Raw genomic sequence first — 25237 nt, forward strand, 5'->3', positions numbered from 1 at the left:
GGAAAACCTGCGCAGGCTGGCAGACTGGTCCAATGGCCCACACCGTCCTCTCCGGCGCCCGGACCGGCTCCGCCCGCGCCGCCACCTTCGCCGTCTTTCTGCTCAACGGCCTGGCCTTCGCCAGCTGGGCCGCCCGCATTCCGGCCGCCTCGGCCACGCTGCAGATCGGCGCCGGGGAAATCGGCATGCTGCTGCTGGCGCTGGGCCTGGGCTCGGTGCTCTCGCTGCCGGCGGCCGGGCCGCTGGCGGCGAAGATCGGCACCGCGAACACCGTGCGGGCCGGCGGCGTCCTGACGGCGCTGGCCCTGCTCGGGCTGGCCGGCGCGCTGCTGGCCGCCTCGGTGCCGGCCGCCGCGGCAGCACTCTTTGGCTACGGCGTGGGCGTGGCGTGGTGGGATGTGGCGCAGAACATCGAGGGCGCGGAGGTGGAGCGGCGCCTGCTGCGCACCGTGATGCCGCAGTTCCACGCCGCCTTCAGCCTCGGGGCCTTTGCCGGCGCCATGGCCGGGGCCGGGCTGTCGGTGCTGCAGGTTCCGCTCTCGGCGCACCTGCTCTGGCTGGCCGTGCTGGTCGCCGCTGCCTCCCTGGCGCTGCCGAGGTTCTTCCTGCCGCACGATCCCCCGCCCGGCGACGGCGCCGGTGCAGCCGGCGGGGGCCGGGCCGGCGCGTGGCGGGAGCCGCGCACGCTGCTGATCGGCGTCGTCGTCCTGGGCGCGGCGCTGACCGAGGGCGCGGCGAACGACTGGATCGCCAAGGCCACCGTGGACGGGCTCGGCGCCAGCGAGGCCGACGGCGCGCTGATGTTCGCGGTGTTCGTCGCCGCAATGACGGCGCTGCGGCTGGCCGGCGGCCGGTTCATCGACCGCCTGGGCCGGGTGGCGGTGCTGCGGCTGAGCCTGACCGCGGCACTGGCCGGGCTGCTGCTCTTCGTGTTCGCGCCCCAGCTGCCGCTGGCGGTGGCCGGCGCGGTGCTCTGGGGCGCCGGAGCGGCGCTGGGCTTCCCGCTGGGCATGTCGGCGGCCGCCGAGGACCCGGCCCGGGCCGCCATGCGCGTCTCCGTGGTGTCCACACTGGGCTATGTAGCGTTCCTGGCCGGCCCGCCGCTGCTGGGCTTCCTCGGCCAGCACGTGGGGGTGCGCAACTCCCTGCTGGCCGTCGGGCTGCTGATCACCGCCTCCATCCTGACCGCCCCGGCTGCCCGCGAGCAGCGCGCTACCTCCGGCTGACCGGCCCCTCCTGGGCGGACTCGCCCAGGTCCCAGGAGCGCAGCCGCCGCAGCAGGCTGCGCTTCTTCTGCATATGGTCCTGCATCCGGGCCAGGATGTCCGCGAGCATGGTGATCGCCTCATGGATGTAGGGGCCCTTGTTGAGCATCACGCATTCGGCGCGCTCGGCCATGGCCGCATCGGTGACCTCGGCGCGCGAGGGCACGCCGGTGCGCGCCAGCCTGTCCAGCACCTGGGTGGCCCAGATGACCGGCACATGCCCGGCCTCGCACAGCCACAGGATCTCCTCCTGGACCTCCGCGAGCCGCTCGAAGCCTGCCTCCACCGCCAGGTCCCCGCGGGCGATCATCACCCCGATGTTCTCCCAGCGCATGGCCTCGAGCAGGATCTGCGGCAGGGCTTCGAAGGCCGGGACGGTTTCGATCTTGAGCACGATGCCCAGGTGCTGCCGGTCCCCGAGCCGGGAGATCAGCTCCTGGACATCGGCCGGGCTGCGCACGAAGGACAGGCTCACGATGTCCGCGTGCTCCTTGACGAAGTCCAGGTCCCGGATGTCCTCCTCGGTCAGGGCCGGAACCGACAGCCAGGTATCGGGCAGGTTGATGCCCTTCCCGGCCCGCAGCCGGGTGCCGCCGGCGGCGGCGGTGCGGACCTGGACCTCCACCTCGTCCGGGGACACCGCGGTGACCACCCCGCCGATCTTGCCGTCGTCGAGCAGCACCCGCTCGCCGGGCCGGACATCGGTGAACACCTCCGGCAGCGTGCAGCCGATGCGGTGGATGCCGCCGGTGGAGGGGACGGCCGGGGCCAGGTCCCGGGTCAGCACCACCGTGTCGCCGCGGTGCACCAGCAGGGCCTGCCGGGCTGCCGGCAGCGGCCCGACCCGCACCGTGTCCCCGTCCGGCTCCCCGTTCCGCCGTTCCTCCTCCGGCGCTTCCCCGGCCGGAAAGGCCGCCAGCTCCAGGCCGGGCACGAAGTAGACGGTGCGGGCGGAGGAGGCCAGGCAGCCGCCGCCGGCCTGCACCACCTGCAGGCTGCGGCGGGAGCCGCGGGCATCCACCAGCCGGACCGTCTCGCCGGCCCGGCGGCGTCCGGCCCACCCCGGATCCGCCAGCGGGAGCACCGGGGCATCGGCGGCCCCGGGGGCGTGCACCGGCCGGCTTCCCAGCCACAGCAGCGCCGGTTCGACGACGGCGCCGGTGGCGGTGCGCACCGGCCGCACCTTGAGCACCTGGGGGCCGGGCTCGACCGGCCCGGTGCGCAGCTTCGGGCCGCCCAGATCCATCGCGACCAGGCAGCGGGTGCGCAGCGCGGCCTCGGCCGGGCGGATGTTGGCAATCATCGCCGCCCACTGCTCCGGCCCGTCATGGGCGCAGTTGATCCGCGCGATGTCCATGCCGCTGGCCAGCATGTCCTGCACCAGCTGCGGGTCGGTGGCGGCCTCGCTGGGGAAGGTCACCATGATCCGGGTGCCGCGCCCTTCCGGCTTGGGGCCCAGGAGCGCGTCCGCGTTGCCCGCGAGCAGCTCGGCCCCGTCCGGCACGCGGGCCGGCGGCGGTTCGGCACCGTCCGCCCCGGTCAGCCGGATCAGGGTGCGCAGCAGCGACTCGACGCTGGCCAGCACCCGGGACTCGGTCCGGCCCAGCGAGGTCAGCCCGTACCGGGCCAGCCGCGCCTGCATGTCCCGGATGTCGTGCCGGCGCAGCTCCACGTAGTGGACCAGGTTGGCGGCGCTGTAGCGGTGCCGGGGACGGACGGCGGCAATCTCGGCCGCCTGCCGGGCCTCGGCCTCAAGCAGGTCCTGGTGGAGCCGGCGCACATCCGCCAGCAGCGCCTCCAGCTCCTGCCAGTCTGAGGAGTTCATCCCGCAGCCCTTTCCCGCCCATCATGGCGGCTGTCCCGGCGCGGCCGGGCCGGGTTAGCTCCGGCGCGAGGGGCCCGCGTCCGGCTCGTCCGCGGCCGGGCCGGTGGAGCCCGAGGTGCTGCCGGGCTGGCCGGTTCCGGTGGAGCCGGGGCCGGCCGTGCCCTCGTCCGGACCCGGTCCGCTGCTGCCGGTCCCGCTGGTCCTGGTACCGGCTCCCGTACCGGTCCCGCTGCTGCCGGTGGCTCCGGTCGGGCCGGCGTCCGCCCGGGTGCCGCTGCTGGAGACGGTGCCGCCCATATCGGTGACCGTACCGGCCGGGTCGGGCTGCAGGCCGGCCGTGGCCGGATTCTCCACCGTCGCCGCCGGCTGGCCGGAGTACCGCAGCGATTCCTCCCCGCCTGCCTTGTCGCCGCCGTGCTCGCGGTGCAGCACGCCGGAGAGGCTGCCGCCGGCCTTCTTTACTGCGTCCTTGAGGTGGCCGGGTGCCTCGGGCGCCTTGTCCTTGACCGCGGCGGCCGCCCCGGAGACCTTGTCCTGGACCTTCGGGTTTTCCCAGAGCTGCCGGGCCCGGGTCTTGAGCTGCTCATAGCTGCCTCTGCCGGCGCGGGCGCCCAGAACGTAGCCTGCGGCCACACCTGCGCCGAAAACAATGGCTTTCATGATCGCTCCTGTCGGTAGGGGAATAGAACAACGTAAGCATACTGAGCATTGCCGTTCAACCACGGTTTCCTGCCCGGCATCATCCCTGAGGACTACCGGCCTGCGGCCGAAGATCAGCCCCGGGAGCAATGTGGCCGTACCGGGCGGTCCGTAGCGTGGTTCATGGCAACGGAAATGCCGGTTTCACCGGCCCCTCCTGGTTTCCCGAGGATTCTTCTAAGGACGGTAAGCATGATCGAGGCACGCGGCCTGGTCAAGGTCTACGGCGGCAAGCCGCAAAAATACGCCGTGCAGGACATCTCCTTCACGGTCCGGCCCGGCAAGGTCACCGGCTTCCTGGGCCCCAACGGCGCCGGCAAGTCCACCACCATGCGCATGATCATGGGTCTGGACGACCCGACTGCCGGCCGGGTCACGGTCAACGGCAGGCCCTATGCGCAGCACAAGGCACCGCTGCGCGAGGTCGGCGCGCTGCTGGACGCCAAGGCCGTGCACACCTCGCGCAGCGCCTGGCACCACCTGCGGGCCATGGCCGCCACCCACGGCATTCCCCAGCAGCGGATCCACGAGGTGATCGAGCTGACCGGGCTGGGCCCGGTGGCCACAAAGCGCGTCGGCGGGTTCTCCCTGGGCATGGGTCAGCGCCTGGGCATTGCCGCCGCGCTGCTCGGGGACCCGCAGACGGTGATCCTGGACGAACCGGTGAACGGCCTGGACCCGGAGGGCGTGCTCTGGGTCCGCAACCTGGCGCGCTCGCTGGCGGCCGAGGGGCGCACCGTGTTCCTCTCCTCGCACCTGATGAGCGAGATGGCCCAGACCGCTGACCACCTGATCGTGATCGGCCGCGGCCGCATCATTGCCGATGCCTCGATCCAGGAGATCCTGGACGGCCAGGGCCGGGCCCGGACCCGGGTGCGCACCGGAGGCCCCGAGGGTGCCCAGCTGCTCGGCCGGGTGCTGGCCGGCCCCGGCGTGAGCATCGAGGCCCGCGAGGGGTGCCTGCTGGAGGTCTCCGGCGTCGAGCCCCGGGCCATCGCGCAGGCGGCACTGGAGCAGCAGGTGCTGGTGTGCGAGCTGACCCCGCTGCAGGCCTCGCTCGAAGAGGCTTACCTGGACCTGACCCGCGACGAGGTCGAATACCACTCCGGCGCCCTGGCCGGACGCCCCGATGCACCCGATGACGTTGCCGCGCCGGCCGCGGCAGGAAGGCAGTCTTGATGAGCACCACGGCACTGCAGAGCCCCCGGACCGGCATGAAGGCCGCCCGGCCCGCCGGCGGCGTCAATTTCCTCCGCGCCCTGCACGCGGAGTGGATCAAGTTCACCACCCTGCGCTCCACCTGGATCCTGCTGGCCACCACCCTGGCGGCTATGGTCGGCATCGGCCTGCTCGGCGCCTGGGGCGTGGCCACCGCCCTGGAGCAGGCAGCGGATTCCGGCCGGGACCCGGGCGCCGACGGCGTCCGCCCGCAGCTGCTGTACCTGATGCCTACCGGAGGCATCGACTTCGCCCAGCTGATCATCGGCTCGCTCGGCGTGCTGCTGATCGCCTCCGAATACTCCACCGGCATGATCCGCTCCACCATGACGGCGGTGCCGGACCGGCTCTCGCCGCTGTTCGCCAAGGCCCTGGTGATCGCGGCCGTCGCCGCCGTCACCGGGATCGTCTCCAGCTTCGCCACCTACTTCCTGATGCAGCCGGTGCTGGCCGGGTACGGGCAGGAGTTCGGCCTGGAGGTGGAGAACCTGGTGCCGTCCATGCTGCTGTCCGGAGCGTACCTGGCGCTGGCCTCGCTGACCGCCCTGGCCCTGGGGTCCCTGCTGCGCAACAGCGCCGGCGGCATTGTCACCCTGGTGGCGCTGTTCCTGGTCCTGCCCACGGTGCTGGGCCTGATCCAGCTGGACTGGATCCAGGACGCGCTCCCGTACCTGCCTTCCAACGCCGGCCGGCAGCTGCTGGCCCTGGAGATTGCCGGCGGCGACCTGACCCGGCTGCAGGGCGGGCTGGTCATGGCCGCCTGGTCCGCGGTGCTGCTGGCAGCCGCCGCGGTGGTCACCAAGGTCCGCGACGTCTGAGCCGCCCGCCGGGCCCGGTTAGGCTTTCAGGTATGGGGACCATGGCGGCGGTGACGGAGGCGGCGGAGCGGGCGGGGGCCGTCTCCTTCACCGAACTGGCGGCCCGGCGGCGCGGGCCGCTGCGCCGCTTCTTCCGCAGCCGGCCGCTGGCCATGGACTGGCTGGTCGCCGCGGCCTACCTGCTGCTGTCCGCGCCGGGGGCCGTGGCCACCGCGCTCGCCGGCGAGCCGGTGGCCCTGGCGCTGGTGCTGCTGATCGGCGCCGTCCTGCTGCTGCGCCGGCGCCGGCCCGTGGCCGTGCTGGCCGCTGCCACCGTGCTGGAGCTGCTGCTGATCATCCTGCAGCCGACCAGCCAGTCGGCCACCTCGAGCATGTGGTTCGCCCTCTACGCCGTGGCAGCCTCCCGGCCCACCCGCTTCGCCCTGGCCGCCGCCGCGGCGGCGAGCCTGCCGCCGATGGCCGCCTTCGCGCTGTTCCTGCCGCAGCTGCTGGCACGGGCCGGGATCCCGCCCGCGGTGGCCGCGGAGCTCAGCTCGACCGAACTGGGCTATGCCGGCTGGGTGGTGGCCGGGTTCATCGCCGCGGCCAACCTGATCGCCACCGGCATCGGCAGCATGGTCCGCCGGGACCGGCTGCACGAAGACGAGGTGGCCCGCTGGGCGGCCGAACACGCCCGGTTCGCCTCGGCCACCGAACGGACCCGCATCGCCCGGGACATGCACGACGTCGTGGCCCACTCGCTCTCGGTGATGATCGCGCTCTCCGACGGCGCCGCCGTCGTCGTGCGGAAGGACCCCGAGCGCGCCGGCCAGGTGCTGGAAAAGCTCTCGGCCACCGGCCGGACGGCCCTGGCCGACATGCGCCGCGTGCTCGGGGTGCTGCGCGGGGACGACGCGCCGGCGGCGCCGCTGGAGCCGCTGCAGGGCGACGGGCAGCTGGCCGGCCTCATCGAGGGGTTCCGCGCCGCCGGGCTGCCGCTGCGCATGGTGGTCTCCGGTCCGGAACTGCCGCAGGATGCGACCTTCCGGCTCACCGTGTACCGGATCATCCAGGAATCGCTGACCAACGTGCTGCGCTATGCGCGCGGGGTGACCCGGGTGGAGGTGGCCCTGGAGCGCGAGGGCGCCCGGGTGCTGGTCCGGGTGGCCGACGACGGCAGGGGCCAGGTGCCGGCGGCGTCGCTGGGTGCCGGCCAGGGCATCACGGGCATGCGCGAGCGCGCGGCCATCTACCACGGGAGAGTTGACTGCGGGCCCGGGACGCACGGCGGCCGGGAGGGCTGGATCGTCGAAGCAACGCTGTACTGGCCGGGAGAGGACGGGGATGGAACCAGGACCTGAAACAGCACCTCGGGAAGGAACCGGGCAGGCACCAGGCTCCGGGCAGCCGGGTCCGGTACGGGTGCTGCTGGCGGATGACCAGCCGCTGCTGCGCATGGGCTTCAGGCTGATCCTGGAGGGCGAGGACGACGTCGAGGTGGTCGGGGAGGCCTCCGACGGCGCCGACGCGGTGCGCCTGGCCAGGCGGCTGGAGCCGGACGTGGTGCTGATGGACGTGCGGATGCCGGTGATGGACGGGATCGAGGCCACCCGGCAGATCGCCGCCGGGCCGCAGGGACCGCGCATCATCATCCTGACCACCTTCGACCTGGACGAATACGCCTTCGCCGGGCTGCAGGCCGGGGCCAGCGCCTTCCTGCTCAAGGATGTGGCCCCGGCGGAACTGGTCTCGGCCGTGCGCCTGGTGGCCAGCGGCGACGCCGTTGTGGCGCCCCGGGTGACCCAGCGGCTGCTGGAAACCTACGTCCGCGGCCTGCCCGCGGCTCCGGAGGCCGGATCCCGGCCGGTGCAGCGGGACCCGCTGCTGGATGGGCTGACCCCGCGCGAGCAGGAGGTGCTCGAAGCCATCGCCGAGGGCCTGTCCAATGCGGAGATCGCCCACCGGTTCTTCCTCTCCGAGGCCACGGTGAAGACCCACGTGCGCCGGATCCTGGCCAAGCTGCACCTGCGCGACCGGGTGCAGGCGGTGGTCTACGCCTACGAGACCGGGCTGGTGGTGCCCAGCCAGGGGCTGGACTACTAGTGGTCCGGGTCTGAAATCCGCTTCCTGAGGCGGGCGGGGCCGGCGAGGACGTCGCAGGCTGTCCTGGTGCAGCTGGACGGCGGTTCTGCTGCGGATCGGCGGGTCCTTGTCGGCTGGCGCGGGACCCGATAGCTTGTCTTGCCAAGCACGTCCCGGGAACCGCTGACCGGGGGGAAGGTGGGGTGCGGCATGCCGGCAGAAGACCATGCTGCGGTCATCCGCAGTCTTTTCGATGCTTTCAACGAAGGAGATGTCGGCCGCTGTGCGACGCTGGTCACCGCGGATTTCGAGTTGCGGGACATGCCCACCGGCCAGACGTTCCACGGTCCGTCCGGCCTGCAGCAATGGCTGCAGGTGTTCCTGACCGCCGGCCCGGATGCAAAAACCAGCATCCTGACCACGATCGTGGAGGGCGACTGGGCCGCGACCGAACACGTCGGCAGGTCTACCCATACCGGGCCGCTGCTCACCCCGCCGGGGAGATTCCGCCAACAGGCAGGCACATCGAGTTGCAGATTGCAGAGGTCTACCAGTTCAAGGACGGGAAGATTTCCCTGCTGCGCGCCTACTACGATCTCGCGACCTTGATGCGGCAGCTCGGCCTGGGGCCGGAGGCACCGTAATCAGCCACGGAAGCCGGTTGGCCAAATGGTTTCGGGCACCGTGTTGTGCCTGCATGAGCTGAGCGCGGCTGCTTCGAACCCGTCCGGGCCTCAATTTATCGTTCCGACGGTGAGGAACCGGGCCCGTCAAGGGCAACCGGCGACGGGGGTCCTCTGCGGCAGCAGACGTCCCGGACGGGCTCGACGCCTCCGGGCGGAGCGTCGGGACGGTGCCGCTGCCGCTGTGGACGCAGGATTAGCTGCGGCTGCCCGCCACCGGCCCGAGGGCCGCGATCGGCAGGTCGCCGTCGGTCTCGATCGCGTCGCCGCCGCCGTTGCGCGCGTGGTAGCCGGTGGAGAAGTGCCGCACGATGTGCACCGCGGCGCCCGCATCGCGCAGGGCGGCCACCACCAGGTCCCGTTCCCTGTCGGTGTCTTCGGCGATTTTGTGGGTGACCTGGAAGGTGAACAGGGACAACCCCACCCGGCGGTCGAAGGTGGCCGCCCCGACCAGGTCGACGGCGAACCCTCCGGGCAGCCGCCATCCCGGCGGGCAGGCCCAGTAGCGCACATGGTGGCGCTGGGCGGGACTGCCGGCCACCTCTTTTTCGAAGGCCAGGGTCTGCTTCTGCCCGAACACAAACAGCGGGCTGACCGGGGCTGCCGGATAGCTGCGCCGCAGCAGCGAATCCCGGACGATCCGCCAGCTGCTGCGCCAGGTCACCGGGTCGGCCTCGGTCCAGCCGGCGGCCGTCATGGCTGAGCGCAGCGCTTCCGGGGTGCCGATTACTGCCAGGTTGACCGGGTCCCCGAGCAGCCCGTCCACCGTCCGGGTCCGTCCGATGAAGTAGTCGGGGAGGTAGATGCGGGTGAGCACCCGGTTCAGCCGGGGCAGCAGCAGGTAGGCGGCCAGCACCCAGATGGCCAGGAACGCCCAGGGCTGGCGCGCGCCGTCGTCAATTTCGGCGACGAACAGCGCATAGACCGCCCAACCGGCGGCTATGGTGGTGGCCAGGTAGAACAGCCGCTGCAGGGCCAGCACCACGGTGCCGGCCAGCCGCCGGTACCAGCGCCGCGCCGGCGCCGCTGCGGGGAGTGCGGCATCGCCACCGTCCATCGTCCCATTATCGCCGCGCTGCCCGGGATTTAGGCCCGGCCGCGGCCATCCGGTACCATTGATGAGTCTGTGCTGCCTGCGGAAGCGGCCTTCCCAAGGAACCCAACCGGGTCCCGCGGGTGGGCCTGCACCCTGCACGGCAGCCACGTCAACGCACTAGAACCTCCTGTTACGGAAAGACCGTGACCGCTTAGCCCGAAGGAGGTGGGTTCACAATGCGTGCTTATGAACTGATGGTGATCATCGACCCCGAGGTTGACGAGCGTACCGTCGAGGCCTCGCTCGACAAGTTCCTCACCGTTGTCCGCACCGATGGTGGCACCATCGACAAGGTCGACATCTGGGGACGCCGCCGTCTGGCCTACGACATCAAGAAGAAGTCCGAAGGCATCTACGCCGTCGTCAACTTCACCGCCACCCCCGCGACCGCGGCCGAACTTGACCGCCAGCTTGGTCTGAACGAGACCATCCTGCGCACCAAGATCATCCGCCCGGAGGAGCAGAAGGTCTCCTCGAAGTAACCGCCGGGTACGTCCCGCGCAGTTGCTCCGGCAGGAGTCTTCGGGCCCTTGACCAGGGCCCATCCAGAACGTAGCTACCAGGAGGCACCATGGCAGGCGAAACCACTATCACCGTCATCGGGAATCTCACCAACGATCCCGAACTCCGTTTCACTCCGTCGGGTTCCGCAGTCGCCAACTTCACCGTGGCGTCTACGCCGCGGACCTTCGACCGCCAGACCAATGAGTGGAAGGACGGGGAGACCCTGTTCCTGCGCGCATCGGTGTGGCGCGAGGCTGCCGAGAACGTCGCCGAGACCCTGACCAAGGGGACCCGTGTGATCGTCCAGGGCCGCCTGAAGTCGCGTTCGTATGAAACCAAGGAAGGCGAAAAGCGCACCGTTATTGAGCTCGAGGTGGACGAAATCGGCCCCTCGCTGCGCTACGCCTCCGCCAAGGTTACCCGCACCCAGCGCTCCGGCGGCGGGCAGGGCGGCTTCGGCGGCGGCAACGGTGGCTTCGGTGGCGGCGGTGGCTTCGGCGGCAACGCCGGGGGCAACGCCGGCTGGGGCGGGCAGCAGCCTGCGCCGCAGGAAGATCCCTGGGGCGCACCGTCCGGGGGCAGCTCCGGCGGCTGGGGCAACGGCCCAGACTCCAACGAGCCGCCCTTCTAGCCTTCCCGAGGTCTCACTTCGCCCGGTCTGCCGGGCATCCCAGGCGGCATCCGCCGCCGCAATCCATCCCGTGGATAAACATCCACGGGCTCCACTAGACAAAGGAGCTCCACGATGGCTAAGGCTGAACTTCGTAAGCCCAAACCAAAGTCCAACCCCTTGAAGGCCGCTGACGTCACCGTCATCGACTACAAGGATGTAGCACTGCTGCGCAAATTCATCTCCGACCGCGGAAAGATCCGTGCCCGCCGCGTCACCGGTGTGACCGTGCAGGAGCAGCGCAAGATCGCCCAGGCTATCAAGAACGCCCGCGAAGTTGCCCTGCTGCCCTACTCCGGCGCTGGCCGCGGCTAAGCGAAGAGGAGAGAGAGTAGAAAATGGCAAAGCTCATTTTGACCCACGAAGTTACCGGTCTGGGCGCCGCCGGCGACGTCATCGAGGTGAAGAACGGTTACGCCCGTAACTACCTTCTGCCCCGCGGCTTCGCCCTGGCCTGGTCCAAGGGTGGCGAGAAGCAGGTTGAGGCCATCAAGGCCGCCCGCGCCGCCCGTGCCATTGCTTCCCTCGAAGAGGCACAGCAGCTGGCCGCTTCCCTGTCCGCCAAGCCGGTCACCCTGACCGTCAAGGCCGGCGATTCCGGACGCCTGTTCGGCACCGTCAAGGGCGAGGATGTGGCCAAGGCCGTCGAGGCCGCAGGTCTGGGGTCGATCGACAAGCGCAAGGTCGAACTGGCCGAGCACATCAAGTCGACCGGCGAGTACCAGGCCAGCGTCCGCCTGCACGAGGACGTTTCCGCCGTGATCAACCTGAAGGTTGTGGCTGCCCGGAAGTAACCGGACAACCGGCACAGGAGGGGCTCCCGCCACCGGGCGGGGGTCCCTCCTGCCGTTAACGCGCCGGCGCCTCCCACCCCTCGCTTCGCCCGGGTCGGGTCCCTCGGCGCCTAGACTGGGCGCATGACTGAGCGCGCGTTCTCCCAGGTCGACGTCTTCACCACCGGTCCGGGCATGGGCAACCCGCTGGCCGTGGTGGCCGCCGCCGCCGACCTGACCGACGGGCAGATGCAGGCCTTCGCCCGCTGGACCAACCTCTCCGAAACCACCTTCCTGCTGCCGCCGCTGGACGAGGCGGCGGACTACCGGGTGCGCATCTTCACGCCGGGATCCGAGCTGCCCTTCGCCGGCCATCCTACCCTCGGCAGCGCCCACGTCTGGCTCGAGCACGGGGGCGTGCCGAAGACCCCGGGCATGGTGGTGCAGGAGTGCGGCGCGGGCCTGGTGCAGGTGAGGAACGACGGCGGACGGCTGGCCTTTGCCGCCCCGCCCCTGCGCCGCACCGGCCCGCTGCCGGAGGAGAACGTCGCCAAGATCTGCGCGGCGCTGGGCATCGGACGCTCTGCAGTGCTGCGGCACCAGTGGGCTGACAACGGCCCGCAGTGGCAGGCCCTGCAGCTGGCCGACGCCCGGGCGGTGCTCGACGTCGAACCCGACTATGCGGCGCTGGCCCCCTTCGGCGTGGGGCTGGTGGGCGCCTGCGGGCCCGGGGACGCCGCCGACTTCGAGGTGCGGGCGCTGATGGGCTTCGAGCCGGTGCCGGCCGAGGACCCGGCCACCGGGAGCCTGAACGCCGCCCTGGCGCAGTGGCTGGTGGGGGAGGGCCACGCGCCGCGGCGCTACACGGTGCGGCAGGGCACCCGGCTCGGCCGGGACGCACGAATCCACGTGGACGCCGACGGGTCCGAGGTCTGGATCGGCGGGGACGTGCGCACGGTCATCCGCGGCACGGCGGACTTCTGAGCAGCCCGGAACGCGGAGCGGACGTTGCCGTCCGCCCGTTACCGGTGCACCGCCGTCGTCATGTGCGCGTAGCCGGCGCTGACCAGCCGTTCGAGCACCTGCATGTCCACGTCGGCGAGCTTGTTGATGTACAGGCAGGCGGCGCCGGTTTTGTGCCTGCCCAGCTTCGGCAGCAGCTCCGCGGCCTCCGGGGCGAGGGTCAGGCCGTAGAGCGCCAGGTTGGACGCGCGCGGGGAAAAGCCGACGGCCAGGGCATCGCCCTCCCGGCCGCTCGCATACTTGTAGTGGTAGCTGCCGAAGCCCACCATGGACGGCCCCCACATTACCGGCTCCTGGCCGGTCAGGCGGGACATCATCTCCAGCAGCACAAAGGCGTCCTCCCGGCGGACCGGATGCGGCGCCTGGGCAAGGAATTCCCCGACAGGCCGGTCCGTGGGCCCGGTCTTGTTCCCGGCCGTGCTCACTCCTCCTCCGGCCCGATCAGGGCCACGAACTCCAGGGCCTCCTGCTCGCCGGCGTCGGAATGCTCCCTCAGCAGCCGGGCCGCGGCCGGCAGGTCCCCGGACAGGGCGGTCTCGCGGATGCGGGCGAAGATCTCGTCATTGAGCCGGGTACTGGCAATCTCGCGGATCTCGTCCCCCTTGGACACAATCGCCCGGTACCGGTAGGCGGTCGCCTTGTGCGATGCGGGGGCGCCGGGGGAGGGCTTGCCGACGGCGTCGGCAGTGCCGGGCGGGGGTGCCGGGGACTCGGCCGCGGCCGGCTGGGCGGGCCGGACCGGTTCCGGCGGCGGCACGGGCTGCTGTTCCTCCCTGGGCGGTTCTCCGCCGCCCGGCAGGGCTTCTTCTGCGGGGCGTGCCGCAGCCCCCTCGGGCCGTGCTTCGGCCTCTTCGGGGCGTGCCCCGGCGCCGGCCGCGGTCCCGGGCGTGCCACCGGAGGCTTCGGCCTCCGGTTCCTGTTCGGCGGCCGGCGGGGTCTGCCCTGCGGGGGCCTGGGCAGGCCCCGCGGTGTCGGCAGCCTGCGGAAATTCGGGATGGACGTACGGCTGGGGGTAGGCAGACATGCTGGCGACAGCGGCGGCGGCCTCGCGCAGCCCCGTCCCGGTAGCCTTCCGGTAGGCCTGGATCGCCTCCAGCCCGTGCCCGCGGGCAATCATGGAGTAGACAGCCGTGTGCTGCTGCTGGTCCAGCCGTGCAGTCGCCGCCGCGGCGGCCTCGCGCGTGGGGACAGGCCCCCCCTTGGCCTGGCCGGGGGCGGCCAGGGACGAATCCGCGGCCGGCCGCTTCCTGGCGAGCTTGACCGCCAGCAGAACGGCCGCAATCACGACGAGGAGGATCAGGGCAGGGACCAGGAAAGACTCCATAGGAGAATCCTACGGGCAGCAGGGGTCCTCGGCACCGGTGCAGCGGGTGCCGGCGGGAAGCAACTTGTCCTGTATCACATTATGGGGATAATGCCTGTGGAAAACTCGTGGATAAGTGCCCCGCAGGCCCGGTTTTCCCCTGTTTCCACACCTTGGCTGTGGAAGAATCCGCGTCAAAAATTCTTTTAATTCACAGCCTGAGGACAGTAAAATCGCAGGTCGGCAGCCGGATGTGGACAAAAAAACTTTTTAATCCACAGCTATCCACACAGGCTGTGCACAAGACACGCCGCACAATCCACAGCATGCCCACAGGGCCTGTGGATAACTCGCTTGGCGGAGCGCCTCCGGAGGGCTACCGTTGCGGAGTATCTCATCCGGTCCGGGGGCATCCAGCGGCCGGTCCGGCCACTACCGGCAGATGCCGGAAGCCGCCTCCTGGACCTGGTGAAAAGTGTCGGAAGCATCCGGAATCCTTAGTTCCGGAACCCCGGTACAGGCAGGGCCGGACCCGTCTTGGGGCCATAGATAGAAAGCAGGCAGCGGTGACTCTCGCACACGCAGACTCCACGGACATGGGCCGGGACCCGGAGTTCGCACGGACGCCGCCGCAGGACCTCGTGGCCGAACAGTCCGTCCTCGGCGGCATGATGCTGTCCAAGGACGCCATTGCCGATGTCGTGGAGGTGCTCCGCGGCGTGGACTTCTACCGTCCGGCCCACGAGAGCATCTACGAGGCGATCGTGGACCTGTACGGCCGCGGCGAACCCGCCGACGCCGTCACCGTCTCGGACCTGCTCACCAAGCGCGGCGAAATCGCCCGCATCGGCGGCCCGGCCTACCTGCACACGCTGATCCAGTCCGTCCCCACCGCCGCCAACGCCGGCTTCTACGCCGAGATCGTCCGCGAACGCGCCGTGCTCCGCCGGCTGGTGGATGCCGGCACCAAAATCGTCCAGCTGGGCTACTCGCAGGACGGCGAGGTGGACGCGATCGTCAACCAGGCCCAGGCCGAGATCTACGCCGTCGCCGAGCGCCGCACCGCCGAGGACTATGTCCCGCTGAAGGACATCATCGAAGGGACCGTGGACGAAATCGAGTCCGCCGGCCACCGCGGCGAGGGCATGACCGGCGTGCCCACCGGCTTCTACGAACTGGACGAGCTGACCCAGGGCCTGCACCCGGGCCAGATGATCGTCATCGCGGCGCGACCGGCCGTGGGCAAGGCCCTGGCCCTGGATACCCCGCTGCCGACTCCGCAGGGGTGGACCACCATGGGGGAGGTCCGCGCCGGGGACGAGGTGCTGGCCGCCGACGGCACCCCGACCACCGTTGTTGCAGTCACCGACGTCATGATGGACCGTCCCTGCTTCGAGGTGACGTTCGACGACGGTTCCACCCTGGTTGCCGATGCCGAGCACCAGTGGCTGACCGAAACGAACGACGACGATGCCGCCGTCGTGACCACGTCGGATATCGCCGCTTCCATGAGCGACGGCGGACGCGTGTTCATCAGGAATCAGGCCCCGGAACTGGCCGAGGAACTGCGGTACCGCGAGGGCTGGAAGATCGTCGAGGTGCGCGAAGTGGCCTCCGTCCCCGTCCGTTGCATCCAGGTGGCCCACGAATCGCACCTGTACCTGGCCGGCCGGTCCTTCATCCCGACCCACAACTCCACGTTCGCGCTGGACTTTGCCCGGTCCGCGGCGATCAAGCACAACATGACCACAGTGTTCTTCTCCCTGGAAATGGGTCGGAACGAAATCGCCATGCGCCTGCTCTCGGCCGAGGCGACCATCGGCCTGCAGGACCTGCGCAAGGGCACCATCAAGGACGAGCAGTGGGGCAAGATCGCCACCACCATGGGCCGGATGAACGATGCCCCGCTGTTCATCGACGACAGCCCGAACATGTCCCTGATGGAAATCCGGGCCAAGTGCCGCCGCCTGAAGCAGCGCCACGACCTGAAGCTGATTGTCCTGGACTACCTGCAGCTGATGTCTTCCGGCAAGCGCGTGGAGTCGCGCCAGCAGGAAGTCTCCGAGTTCTCCCGTGCCCTGAAGCTGCTGGCCAAGGAGCTCGAGGTCCCGGTCATCGCCCTGTCGCAGCTGAACCGTGGTTCCGAGCAGCGCACGGACAAGAAGCCGATGGTTTCGGACCTTCGTGAATCGGGCTGCCTCACGGCCGACACCCGGGTGCTCCGCTCCGACACGGGCGCCGAGACCACCATGGGAGAACTCTTCGCCTCCGGTGCCAAGGACGTCCCGGTCTGGTCGCTGGATGAGAGCCTGCGCTACGTCGAACGCCACCTGACGCATGTCTTTTCCACAGGCGTGAAGCCGGTCTACAAGCTGACCCTCGCTTCGGGCAAGACCGTGCGGGCGACGGCGAACCATCCGTTCCTGACCTACGAAGGGTGGCGTCCTCTCGGGGAGCTGGCGGTCGGGGACCGGCTGGGCGTGCCGCGGCACGTCAACGGCCCCTCGGAACGCGTCCACTGGGATGATTCCAAGGTCATCATGCTGGCACACCTGATTGGCGACGGTTCCTTCGTAAAGCGCCAGCCGATCCGCTATGCAACCAAGGACGAAGCCAACGTCCAAGCCGTTACCAAAGCCGCAGAGCACTTTGGCATCGCGGCTGTCAGGGACGATTACGCTGTTGCACGCTGCACTACGCTGCGGCTGCCGGCACCCTACCGGCTCACGCACGGCAAGCGGAACCCGATCGCCTCCTGGCTCGATGAGTTAGGCCTCTTTGGCGCCCGTAGCCACGAAAAGTTTGTGCCGTCAGGCGTCTTTGCCCTGCCCAAGGCCCAGATCTCGCTGTTCCTGCGTCATCTGTGGGCCACGGACGGCTCCGTCACGGTCAACAAAGCCGCAACCGGCGGCCGCATCTACTATGCGTCCACGTCCCGGCGGCTGGTTGACGACGTCGCACGGCTTCTGCTGCGCTTCGGCATCAGTGCGCGGATCAAGACTGCGACTCCGAAACCCGGATACAGGTCCGGCTACACGTTGGATATTTCCGGTGTAGACGATCAGCGGCGGTTCCTGCAGGAAATCGGCGTCCACGGTGCCCGGTCGGCCAACTGCGATCGGTTGCTTGAGATCGTGCGCGAAAAGACGGCGAACACCAACGTGGACACGGTTCCGATCCAGGTCTGGAACGATGTGCGCACCATCCTCGAGGAAAAGGAAATCCCGCACCGGCAATTCCAAGCCGCACTCGGGACCCAGTACTGCGGTTCGACCCTGTTCAAGAGCGCACCGTCGCGGCAGCGAATGGGGCGCATCGCTGAAATCCTCGGCTCCGCGGAATTGGACGTCATGGCAGTAAACGATCTGCTGTGGGACGGCATTGTCAGCATTGTTCCCGACGGTGAGGAAGAGGTCTTCGACGCCACGGTCCTGGGCAATCACAACTTCGTCGCCAACGGCATCGCCGTCCACAACTCGATCGAGCAGGACGCCGACATGGTCATCCTGCTGCACCGTGAGGACATCTACGACAAGGAATCCCCACGCGCCGGTGAAGCGGATGTGATCGTGGCCAAGCACCGTAATGGCCCGACCAAAACCATTGTGGTGGGCTTCCAGGGACACTACTCCCGGTTCGCCAACATGGCGGTCGAGCACGGGTAAGTTTGTAGATTCTCAGGCCATTTGTCAGATTCTCACGACAAATGCTGCCCGGCTCTATTGGGCAGGAAGCCCGGGTTTGGCAATCATGGCAGCTGCATCCTGGACGTGGATCCAGGTGTGACGGATTTGGTGCCTTCAGCAGGCTTTATTGCGGGCGGGTATCCGTGAATCGGGAATCGCAGTGTTTACCCGGGGCTTATGGCCGCCAGGCAAGTCGACCCATGCTGTCGCACTGGGGGATCGGGTTATGGAAGGCCTTCACCCCGGGACGGCGCGAATAATGACAACAGTGAGTAGGCCTTCGAACGATTACTGGAAAACCTGGCGCGGCGTTCTTTCGGGTATCTCGCGCTGTCACCGGGGCCAGGGGGATTCAAGAGGGACCGGAGGTTGGGGCCGGTCGGACTGCGGCACTGCGGCATATGCAACGGGGCTGAGCGGGCGCGGGAGGAATGTTCGCTGGACGCGGCCGAAAGCGCGCCGGACTCGTGCAGGGCGATCCTTCGGTCCAGTGCCGCCACACTGATGCCAGCACGTCGGCCAATGTGATGGCCGCACCGATAATCATCGTCATTCCTATGCTGAGCCCGGCAAGAGAGATGGCAAGATGTTGGCTGGCTAGCGATTTTCGATGTAATCGGACTCGTGGCCGCCGCCCCCGTGGCCAGGAGCTGGCCTGCCTCTACTTCAAGAGATCCTCTTCGAATGGGAAGCGTGAGAGAGCGTCTATGGGGGTCTCGGTGATCAGAACCTGTTCTTCAAGCTTTACGCCTTCGGCCCCGCCTTGAGGCCGATGTAGTTTTCCACGCACCGAATCGAGCGCGCGAAGGAAGGACTCGGCGAAGAACCACGTGGTCGAGCAAGGTGTGCCATCCGTGCCGCACTGCGATTGGCTGACTTGGCGGGTTGATCCCGCCGGGGCATGGACCTAGGCCATCCCCCGGGCTATGGCGCACGATCGGCACCGCGCCTTTACATTAGTTGCACCCTATTGCAGGCGTGGTTTAAGAATACTGAATATGGAGATCGACCCGCGCCGGCTGCGCGTGCTTCTGGCCATTGCCCGCACCGGCGGGGTGCTTGCCGCCGCTGACGAGCTGCGGATCACGCCTTCGGCCGCCTCCCAGCAGCTCAACAAGCTGGAGGACGAGACGGGGCACGCCTTAGTCGTGCGGACGCCCCGGGGTTCCGTCCTGACCCCCGCCGGTCTGGCGATGGCAGAGGCTGCCGAGGAGATCGAGCGCGCACTCAACGTCGCCCGCGCCCGGATGGAAGGCGGGGCGGAGCTGACAGGAATCGTGCGGGTGGGCGGATTCACCAGCTTTCTTCGGACGATAGTGATCCCGCGTCTGCCCGAATGGCGCCTCCAGTACCCTCAGCTGCAGATCCGGATCGTTGAGGACGACCTCCCGGCCTTGATGCGGCTGCTGCGCCAGCGCGAACTCGACGCCGTGGTGGTCGAGCTTGACTCTGCGACGGCCGAGCAACGCTCGCTGCCGGCCGGAATGTCCGAGGAGCCGCTGCTGGATGAGCCATGGAAGCTGGTGGTTCCCTCCGGAGCCCTGCTTGCCACCGAGAACCTCGACCTTGCCCGGCTGCCGCTTCCATGGCTGGGCGTCGAGGCCACGGCCGCGAACGCTTCAGTGATCGGCAGGCTGCGCCGGGCGACGGGTGCCCAGGTGGAGACAGTCCATCAGTACCAGGAGACGCTGACCGCGCTCGCGCTGGTGGCTGCGGGGGAGGGTGTTGCCGTCGTACCCGCCCTGGCGCTCAGCCGCGTCGTCCAGGACGGCGTCGACGTCCTGGACGTCCCCGGACTCGGCACGCGGCGCGTCGTTCTGCGGCGCTTCGACCGGCGAAGGTCCATCAGCATGCCAGTGGACACAGTCGCACGCCTTCTGCGGGAATCGGTTGCGGCGTTCGACACGCTGGTCGTGGCACCGAGGCCAGGGTCTGCGGGGCACGCCGAGCGCCGGGCGCCGTCCTGACTGCCGCTGCCGAAAGCACGCCGGGCTACTTGCCCGGTACTGCCATGACCTTCACCCCTCCGGGTAATGAGGTTCAGGGCAGTTGCGCGACCACGCGGCCAGGGCGTCGCTGCGGACCGGCAGGAGCCTGAACACACACCGCGCGCTCCAGCGGACCGGTGAGCACCGCGGGATCCTGGGCCCCGGTGCCCGGCAGATGGGCATCTGCCGCCGGTGCGGGACCTGGAATCTCGTTCACTCCGAGCCCGGGGCGCCGCCGACGGTGCCCCTCGATCAGGGCGTGAAGGCCCAGGGCGGCCCAGGCGAAATTGGCCGCCGCGCTCGGCCACGCTCCGTAGAGTGCGCTGCCGACCCCGCCCATCAGCCCGCCTACCGTGTTCAGGGCCGCATACCGGCGCGACTCCGACGTGAGCCAACCTCGCGACAGCATGACGTACGCCACGAAAGTCCCGACTGTTCCCAACCAGCCCAGAGCCGCCGCCAGCATCGCATTTCCCTCTCTACGCAAACATGTGATTACAGCAGCAATGATCGACAAACCTGCCCTTTAGATCAATTGCACTCTGCTGCAGACATGGTTTAGGAATACTGAATATGGGTAGAGGTCGCGCCGGCTGCCCGTACTTCGGGTCATCGGCCGCACGGGCGGTGTGTTTATCGCCACTCACCCTCAACCCCGGCTCAGCCTGGGGCACGCCGGGGACCGCCCCCAGCCGGTCCTGTCATGGATCGGGCGCAAGACCAGCGGTCCGGGGGAAGACCCGGCCGTAGCCGTCCGGTTCAGTCCTGTGTCTTCCAGCTTCACAGCTGCCTGTAATCTACGTTTCGTACCGGCGGCGTTCCCGCCGGCTGCCAGGGAGATCCCATCCGGGGCACCGGCTTTTTGAAAGGATCTTGTTATGGCGTATCTGTTCCTTTGTCTGGCGATTGCAGCTGAGGTTGCCGGTACAAGCCTGATCAAGTCCACGGACGGGTTCAGCCGGCTCTGGCCCAGCATTTCCTGTCTGGCAGCGTACGGTGTGTCCTTTGCATTCCTTTCACAGGCAGTCAAGGACGTTCCCGTAGGCGTGGCCTATGCCCTGTGGTCTGGTCTTGGAACAGTAGCCATTGTGACCATAGGCGCAGTATTCCTGGGTGAAACCCTCAGCCTGGCCAAAATCATCGGCGTGGCATTAGTGGTTTCCGGCGTCGTCGTCCTGAACCTTGGCGGGACCCACTGAGCCCGCTTGCGCCCCACCCGGCCCTCGGCCGCGGCGCCGTCACACGCTGCTGTTACCGGCATCGCGGGTTGTGACTAGTTCGGCCAGGAGTGGATAAGCACCTTCCGGTCATCCAGCGACAGCTAAAACATGGAACATGCCCGGGTCTCTTGCCGATTCGGGGGTGCCCCTCGCCATGAACGCTGCGAATTCCAAAGCCCGAATTGTTACAGATGGACCAGCAGGTCGGGCAAGGGGTTTTACTCTTCGACCTGTCCGGCCCATGGTTCCGTGCACCGATTGACAATCCCTGACCGGAATCGGCACTAGGTGCCGACTCCGGTCGAATATTAACGACGATTCACGCTCGATGCTGTCAGCATGCTGTCGCGAGGGGAAGACCGCAGGAAGCCCCCGCCGGTCTTTGCGGCCGGCGGGGGCTTCTTAGAGGCTGGAGGTCAGCGGACGATATAGGTCCTGCTGATCGTGTAGGCCGGTTTGCCCGCTTTGGTGCCGTGGACCCGGACGACGATCTTTGTACCCTTGTCTTCCGGGCGGACCTCGTAGGTCTCCCAGCCGTCCGGGAGGCCGCAGCTACCGACCCGGTACCAGTGGTATTCCAGCTTGGTGCCCTTGTCCCAGCCGTACTTGTTGGCCCTCAGGACGGATCCGACCGTCGTGTACGAAGTGGACTTTCCGATCGTGCGGTTTCCGTGCTCGACGTTATACGCCCTGCCGTCCTTGTAGGTTTTCTGGCTCCCCTTGATGCCCGTGACCCGGACGGTGATCTTTGCACCCGCATCGTACGTACGGACCGTGTAAGTGTCATCCCAGCCGCCGGCGATGCGGCAGCCGTCTCGGTACCAGCGGTATTCCAGCTTGGTGCCCTTGGGCCAACCGTACTTGTTGGCCCTCAGGACGGATCCGACCGTCGTGGACGAAGTGGGCTTTCCGTCCGTGCAGATTGACTGCTCCGGGCACTCTCCTGCGCTGGCAGGCGCGGCCGTGACGAGGGTACCTGACGCCAGGACGGCGGAAAGGATGGCAGCGGCGGCCGCGGTACGGAAGGTGATCAATCGTTTCAATACTGGCATGGTGGCCGGTAGCTCCTGTCGGTGGTCGGCAGATGTTTCCTGACTGCTGAACGCACCCGACATAGAGCGTCGGCGGCGTCCCCCACCGTGAGTATAACGACACGGGTCCCGCCGGCAGCATGGGTGTCGCGGAGGTAGCCGGAAAATTCCGGCACCGCTGGGCGGAAGTAGCGCAGCACCGTGGTGCTGCGCTACTTCCGATCCCGCCGGGTTGTCCGCCGCCGAGCCTGTTCCCATGGGCGGCGCCGGCACGCCGTTTGCCTAGACCGAGTTGGCGCCGGCTTCGGCCACGGCGTGGTCCTGTTCACCGCTGCCGCCGCTGACGCCGATGGCGCCGATGACCTGGCCGTCGCGGGTCAGCGGGATGCCGCCGGCGAAGATCATGATCCGGCCGTGGTTGCTTGCGTGGATGCCATAGAACTGCTGGTTGGGCTGGGAGTTCTCGCCCAGGTCCTTGGTGGCGATGTCGAAGGCCCTGGAGGTGAAGGCCTTGTTGATGGAGATGTCGATGCTGCCGATCCAGGCCCCGTCCATGCGCACATGGGAGACAAGGTTGCCGCCGGCGTCGACCACTGCGATGTTCATGGGCTGGCCGATCTCGGCAGCCTTGGCTTCGGCAGCGGCGATGACGCTGCGGGCGTCGGCAAGGGTCAGGGTCATGGTCGTCTCCTCTTAGCCCTTGATGTACCCGTTGGGGTTGAGCACGTACTTGGTGGCCGCTCCCGCGTCGAACTCGGCGTAACCGCGCGGGGCGTCCTCGAGCGTGATGGCCCGGGCGTTGACGGCCTTGGCGATCTGGACCTTGTCGTAGAGGATGGCCATCATCAGCTGCCGGTTGTACTTCATCACCGGGCACTGGCCGGTGGTGAAGGACAGGGACTTGGCCCAGCCGGTGCCGAGTGAGAGCGAAAGCGAGCCGTGCCTGGCCGCCTCGTCGATGCCGCCGGGGTCCCCGGTGACGTACAGGCCGGGGATGCCCAGGGCGCCGCCGGCGGCCGTGATGTCCATCAGCGAGTTCAGCACCGTGGCCGGCGCCTCGTGGGAGGCGTCCTTGCCGTGGCCGCGGGCCTCGAAGCCGACGGCATCGACGCCGCAGTCCACCTCCGGCACGCCCAGGATCTGCTCGATCTGGTCCTTCGGGTCGCCGGCGGAGACGTCCACGGTCTCGCAGCCGAAGGAACGGGCCTGGGCCAGGCGGTCCGCGTTCATGTCCCCGACAATGACGACGGCGGCGCCGAGCAGCTGCGCACCCACGGCGGCGGCCAGGCCCACCGGGCCGGCCCCGGCGATGTAGACGGTGGAGCCGACGCCCACCCCGGCGGTGACCGCGCCGTGGAAGCCGGTGGGGAAGATGTCCGAGAGCATGGCCAGGTCCATGATCTTCTCCAGCGCCTGGTCCCGGTCCGGGAACTTCAGCAGGTTCCAGTCCGCGTACGGGACCAGCACGTACTCGGCCTGGCCGCCGACCCAGCCGCCCATGTCCACGTAGCCGTAGGCGGACCCCGGACGGTCGGGGTTCACGTTCAGGCAGATGCCGGTCTTGCGTTCCTTGCAGTTGCGGCACCTCCCGCAGGAGATGTTGAAGGGGACCGAGACAATGTCCCCGGCCTTGATGAATTCCACGTCCGGGCCGGTCTCCACCACTTCGCCGGTGATTTCGTGGCCCAGGACCAGGTCCGCCGGGGCGGTGGTGCGGCCGCGGACCATGTGCTGGTCCGAGCCGCAGATGTTGGTGGCCACGGTCCGCAGGATGGCCGCGTGCGGGACCTTGCGCCCGACGTTGGCCGGGTTGACCCCCGGTCCGTCCTTGAGTTCGAAGGTGGGATAGTCGGTGTCGATGATCTCGACCTTCCCGGGTCCCTTGTAGGCAACGGCTTTGTTCCCTGGCATGGTCAATCCTTTCGGTATGGCACGTACTGACATCTGGACCCTACCGGCAGGCCTGCGGTTGCGGTAGCAGCAGACCGGGAATTTTCCGGTGCCCGGAAACCTGCGGGACCTACGTGGCCAGCAGCTGCGCGGCCTGCTCGCCGAAGGCGCGCATCCGCTCGCCCCAGGCCTGCACCTGGGCCCCGGTGGCCTGCGCCGGCGGATAGTACAGGCGCAGCACCAGCTGGGTGTGCCCGCCGGCGTCGAGGATGGGGGCGGTGATCGCCGCGACGTCGTACTTCGTCTCCGGATCCAGCTTGTCGATGTTGTAGTACCGGGAGGAGGCCACGATCCGCTGGCTCAGTTCCCGCTGGCGGGCCGGCAGGGGAGTGCCCTGGCCGTATTCGACCACCGCGTCCTCAAGCGACTCGCGCCGGCCCGGAGCATCCAGGGACAGCGACCAGCCGCGCTCGCGGGCCTCGGCCAGCCGCCGGCGGTACATGGCCCTGTCCTCGTCGGAGGCGCCGTAGGCGCGGCCGATCCAGGCCTCCTGGTCCTCCTCGGTGGACCAGGCCACGAACGCGTCCCCAAGCGGCGGGATCAGCGGGTAGCGCACACCCAGCGGGGCCACGAAGTCGTGCTGCGGCCCGGCCGCGGAGACCACCGAGACGGCGTCGTTCTCCACCCGCGTGTACAGGGTGACGTCGCCGCCGAGCTCGGCGGCCAGCTGCTCGATCCCGGCGCGCAGGACCTGCGCGCGGGAGACCGCCGAGGCCAGCTCCTTGTCCGCGGGCACCATGAACGAACGCGGCGCGAACCCGCCGTAGCCGCCCTGGAAGAACACCAGCGGGGCCGCGGCCCGGTGGACCCGCAGGTCCTGCACGGTACACAGGGCGATGTGGTGGTCGCCGCCGTCGAGCACGGAGTCCAGGGTGCAGTCGATGGAGGCGACCACCCCGTCCAGCACCGGCGCCCCGCCCGCGGACAGCTGCCAGCTTTCGTCCTTGAGCTTGTCCGGCACCGGCCGGGCCAGCCGCCGGCACAGCGCCTCCTGGTCGTGGGCCAGGATATTGACGGCGAGCGAGCGCGCCGTGCGCAGCTTGTCGAAAATGAAGGAGGTCCTGGTCGGCAGGAACGCCACCAGCGGCGGATCCAGCGAGACAGAGGTGAAGGTGCCGACCACCATGGCCAGCGCCTCGCCGTCCTCGCCGATGCCGGTGATGGCGGTGACTCCGGTGGGGTAATGCCCCATGACTTCCCGGAAGCGCATCGCGTCGATCCGCGCTGCCTCAGCGTTCCCTGCCACGGCTCACTCCTTCCCGCGCCCGGGGCGCCGGCGGTCCAGTCCCCGCCAGCGTACCCGGCCTTTGGCCGCCCGGCGATGGTGCCGGCAGCGGCCGTGCGCGCCCAAGCCTTTCCCAAGCACGGCATGGCAAAAGTAAAGGCGCAGCACGCCATTCGACCGGCATGTCCCGAAAGGTTGC

Annotated in this window: 24 protein-coding genes and 1 pseudogene; 15 read left to right on the forward strand and 10 right to left on the reverse strand. The window is 69.0% G+C overall.

Annotated elements, in window-relative coordinates; genetic code table 11:
- Nucleotides 1–32: 32 nt before the first annotated feature.
- Entirely contained in the window at nt 33–1226 is a 1194-nt protein-coding gene (locus HGG74_RS13885; protein ID WP_168487267.1) for an MFS transporter, read from the forward strand.
- Here the strand turns inward: HGG74_RS13885 and HGG74_RS13890 are convergent.
- Nucleotides 1213–3090 (reverse strand): pyruvate kinase, encoded by a 1878-nt coding sequence (locus HGG74_RS13890; protein ID WP_168487269.1) that lies wholly within the window; start codon nt 3088–3090, stop codon nt 1213–1215. The two genes, HGG74_RS13885 and HGG74_RS13890, sit on opposite strands and share 14 nt — an antisense overlap.
- A 54-nt stretch (nt 3091–3144) precedes the next feature.
- Nucleotides 3145–3750 carry a hypothetical protein gene (locus HGG74_RS13895; protein ID WP_168487271.1) on the reverse strand — a complete coding sequence of 202 codons (606 nt, stop codon included), beginning with the start codon at nt 3748–3750 and terminating at the stop codon, nt 3145–3147.
- Between the two features lie 231 nt (nt 3751–3981).
- Here HGG74_RS13895 and HGG74_RS13900 point away from each other — a divergent pair, with 231 nt between their 5' ends.
- The 6 genes and pseudogenes from HGG74_RS13900 to HGG74_RS21955 all read left to right on the forward strand — a co-directional run bounded on the left by HGG74_RS13900 (nt 3982) and on the right by HGG74_RS21955 (nt 8530).
- Nucleotides 3982–4968 (forward strand): ABC transporter ATP-binding protein, encoded by a 987-nt coding sequence (locus tag HGG74_RS13900; protein ID WP_168487272.1) that lies wholly within the window; start codon nt 3982–3984, stop codon nt 4966–4968.
- Complete coding sequence (locus HGG74_RS13905; RefSeq protein WP_168487274.1) at nt 4968–5825, forward strand: ABC transporter permease; 858 nt, start codon at nt 4968–4970, stop codon at nt 5823–5825. The genes HGG74_RS13900 and HGG74_RS13905 overlap by 1 nt, the downstream gene beginning before the upstream one ends.
- A 32-nt stretch (nt 5826–5857) precedes the next feature.
- The gene (locus HGG74_RS13910) at nt 5858–7165 is read left to right on the forward strand and encodes a sensor histidine kinase (RefSeq protein ID WP_246262900.1); all 1308 of its coding nucleotides are present in this window, start codon (nt 5858–5860) and stop codon (nt 7163–7165) included.
- On the forward strand, nt 7149–7907 hold the full coding sequence (locus tag HGG74_RS13915; protein ID WP_168487276.1) for a response regulator: 759 nt from the start codon (nt 7149–7151) through the stop codon (nt 7905–7907). Before HGG74_RS13910 ends, HGG74_RS13915 begins: the two co-directional genes overlap by 17 nt.
- A 189-nt stretch (nt 7908–8096) precedes the next feature.
- Nucleotides 8097–8369: pseudogene (locus tag HGG74_RS22255) on the forward strand (nuclear transport factor 2 family protein); the annotation flags it as partial.
- Nucleotides 8252–8530: an ester cyclase gene (locus tag HGG74_RS21955; RefSeq protein ID WP_281356135.1), complete on the forward strand. Its 279-nt coding sequence runs from the start codon at nt 8252–8254 to the stop codon at nt 8528–8530. The pseudogene HGG74_RS22255 and the gene HGG74_RS21955, both read left to right, overlap by 118 nt.
- Before the next feature lie 235 nt (nt 8531–8765).
- Here the strand turns inward: HGG74_RS21955 and HGG74_RS13925 are convergent, their stop codons facing one another.
- Nucleotides 8766–9626: an LssY C-terminal domain-containing protein gene (locus tag HGG74_RS13925; RefSeq protein WP_168487280.1), complete on the reverse strand. Its 861-nt coding sequence runs from the start codon at nt 9624–9626 to the stop codon at nt 8766–8768.
- Nucleotides 9627–9841: 215 nt separating this feature from the next.
- On the opposite strand from HGG74_RS13925, the gene rpsF reads away from it, so the two are divergent.
- The 5 genes from rpsF (at nt 9842) to HGG74_RS13950 (ending at nt 12596) form a co-directional block, all read left to right on the forward strand.
- Complete coding sequence (rpsF, locus tag HGG74_RS13930; RefSeq protein WP_168487282.1) at nt 9842–10147, forward strand: 30S ribosomal protein S6; 306 nt, start codon at nt 9842–9844, stop codon at nt 10145–10147.
- Between the two features lie 89 nt (nt 10148–10236).
- Nucleotides 10237–10800, forward strand: a complete 564-nt coding sequence (locus tag HGG74_RS13935) for a single-stranded DNA-binding protein (protein WP_168487284.1) — start codon at nt 10237–10239, stop codon at nt 10798–10800.
- A gap of 114 nt (nt 10801–10914) precedes the next feature.
- The gene (rpsR, locus tag HGG74_RS13940) at nt 10915–11154 is read left to right on the forward strand and encodes a 30S ribosomal protein S18 (RefSeq protein WP_005273147.1); all 240 of its coding nucleotides are present in this window, start codon (nt 10915–10917) and stop codon (nt 11152–11154) included.
- 23 nt (nt 11155–11177) lie between these two features.
- Nucleotides 11178–11633: a 50S ribosomal protein L9 gene (rplI, locus tag HGG74_RS13945; protein ID WP_168487286.1), complete on the forward strand. Its 456-nt coding sequence runs from the start codon at nt 11178–11180 to the stop codon at nt 11631–11633.
- A gap of 123 nt (nt 11634–11756) precedes the next feature.
- Entirely contained in the window at nt 11757–12596 is an 840-nt protein-coding gene (locus HGG74_RS13950; protein ID WP_168487287.1) for a PhzF family protein, read from the forward strand.
- Nucleotides 12597–12634: 38 nt separating this feature from the next.
- On the opposite strand, the gene HGG74_RS13955 is transcribed toward HGG74_RS13950, so the two are convergent.
- Nucleotides 12635–13060 carry a DUF1801 domain-containing protein gene (locus HGG74_RS13955; RefSeq protein WP_168487288.1) on the reverse strand — a complete coding sequence of 142 codons (426 nt, stop codon included), beginning with the start codon at nt 13058–13060 and terminating at the stop codon, nt 12635–12637.
- Complete coding sequence (locus tag HGG74_RS13960) at nt 13057–13959, reverse strand: hypothetical protein (RefSeq protein WP_168487290.1); 903 nt, start codon at nt 13957–13959, stop codon at nt 13057–13059. Before HGG74_RS13960 ends, HGG74_RS13955 begins: the two co-directional genes overlap by 4 nt.
- Nucleotides 13960–14534: 575 nt before the next feature.
- Between HGG74_RS13960 and HGG74_RS13965 the strand changes: the two genes are divergently transcribed.
- Nucleotides 14535–17603, forward strand: a complete 3069-nt coding sequence (locus HGG74_RS13965) for a replicative DNA helicase (protein ID WP_168487394.1) — start codon at nt 14535–14537, stop codon at nt 17601–17603.
- Between the two features lie 1019 nt (nt 17604–18622).
- Nucleotides 18623–19591 carry a LysR family transcriptional regulator gene (locus tag HGG74_RS13970; protein ID WP_168487292.1) on the forward strand — a complete coding sequence of 323 codons (969 nt, stop codon included), beginning with the start codon at nt 18623–18625 and terminating at the stop codon, nt 19589–19591.
- A gap of 73 nt (nt 19592–19664) precedes the next feature.
- On the opposite strand, the gene HGG74_RS13975 is transcribed toward HGG74_RS13970, so the two are convergent.
- On the reverse strand, nt 19665–20078 hold the full coding sequence (locus HGG74_RS13975; RefSeq protein ID WP_512698806.1) for a CBU_0592 family membrane protein: 414 nt from the start codon (nt 20076–20078) through the stop codon (nt 19665–19667).
- Between the two features lie 412 nt (nt 20079–20490).
- Between HGG74_RS13975 and HGG74_RS13980 the strand changes: the two genes are divergently transcribed.
- Nucleotides 20491–20811 (forward strand): DMT family transporter, encoded by a 321-nt coding sequence (locus HGG74_RS13980; RefSeq protein ID WP_168487295.1) that lies wholly within the window; start codon nt 20491–20493, stop codon nt 20809–20811.
- 437 nt (nt 20812–21248) lie between these two features.
- Here HGG74_RS13980 and HGG74_RS13985 read toward each other — a convergent pair whose 3' ends face one another.
- The 4 genes from HGG74_RS13985 to HGG74_RS14000 form a co-directional block, all read right to left on the reverse strand.
- On the reverse strand, nt 21249–21947 hold the full coding sequence (locus tag HGG74_RS13985) for a hypothetical protein (protein WP_168487297.1): 699 nt from the start codon (nt 21945–21947) through the stop codon (nt 21249–21251).
- 198 nt (nt 21948–22145) lie between these two features.
- Nucleotides 22146–22544, reverse strand: a complete 399-nt coding sequence (locus tag HGG74_RS13990; protein WP_168487299.1) for a GlcG/HbpS family heme-binding protein — start codon at nt 22542–22544, stop codon at nt 22146–22148.
- Nucleotides 22545–22556: 12 nt separating this feature from the next.
- Nucleotides 22557–23774: a formaldehyde dehydrogenase, glutathione-independent gene (gene fdhA, locus HGG74_RS13995; RefSeq protein WP_168487301.1), complete on the reverse strand. Its 1218-nt coding sequence runs from the start codon at nt 23772–23774 to the stop codon at nt 22557–22559.
- Between the two features lie 109 nt (nt 23775–23883).
- Nucleotides 23884–25059, reverse strand: coding sequence for a flavin reductase family protein (locus HGG74_RS14000; RefSeq protein WP_168487303.1), 1176 nt, complete (start codon nt 25057–25059; stop codon nt 23884–23886).
- Nucleotides 25060–25237 lie beyond the last annotated feature (178 nt).

It is taken from the genome of Arthrobacter mobilis (genome assembly GCF_012395835.1).
Lineage (GTDB): Bacteria > Actinomycetota > Actinomycetes > Actinomycetales > Micrococcaceae > Crystallibacter > Crystallibacter mobilis.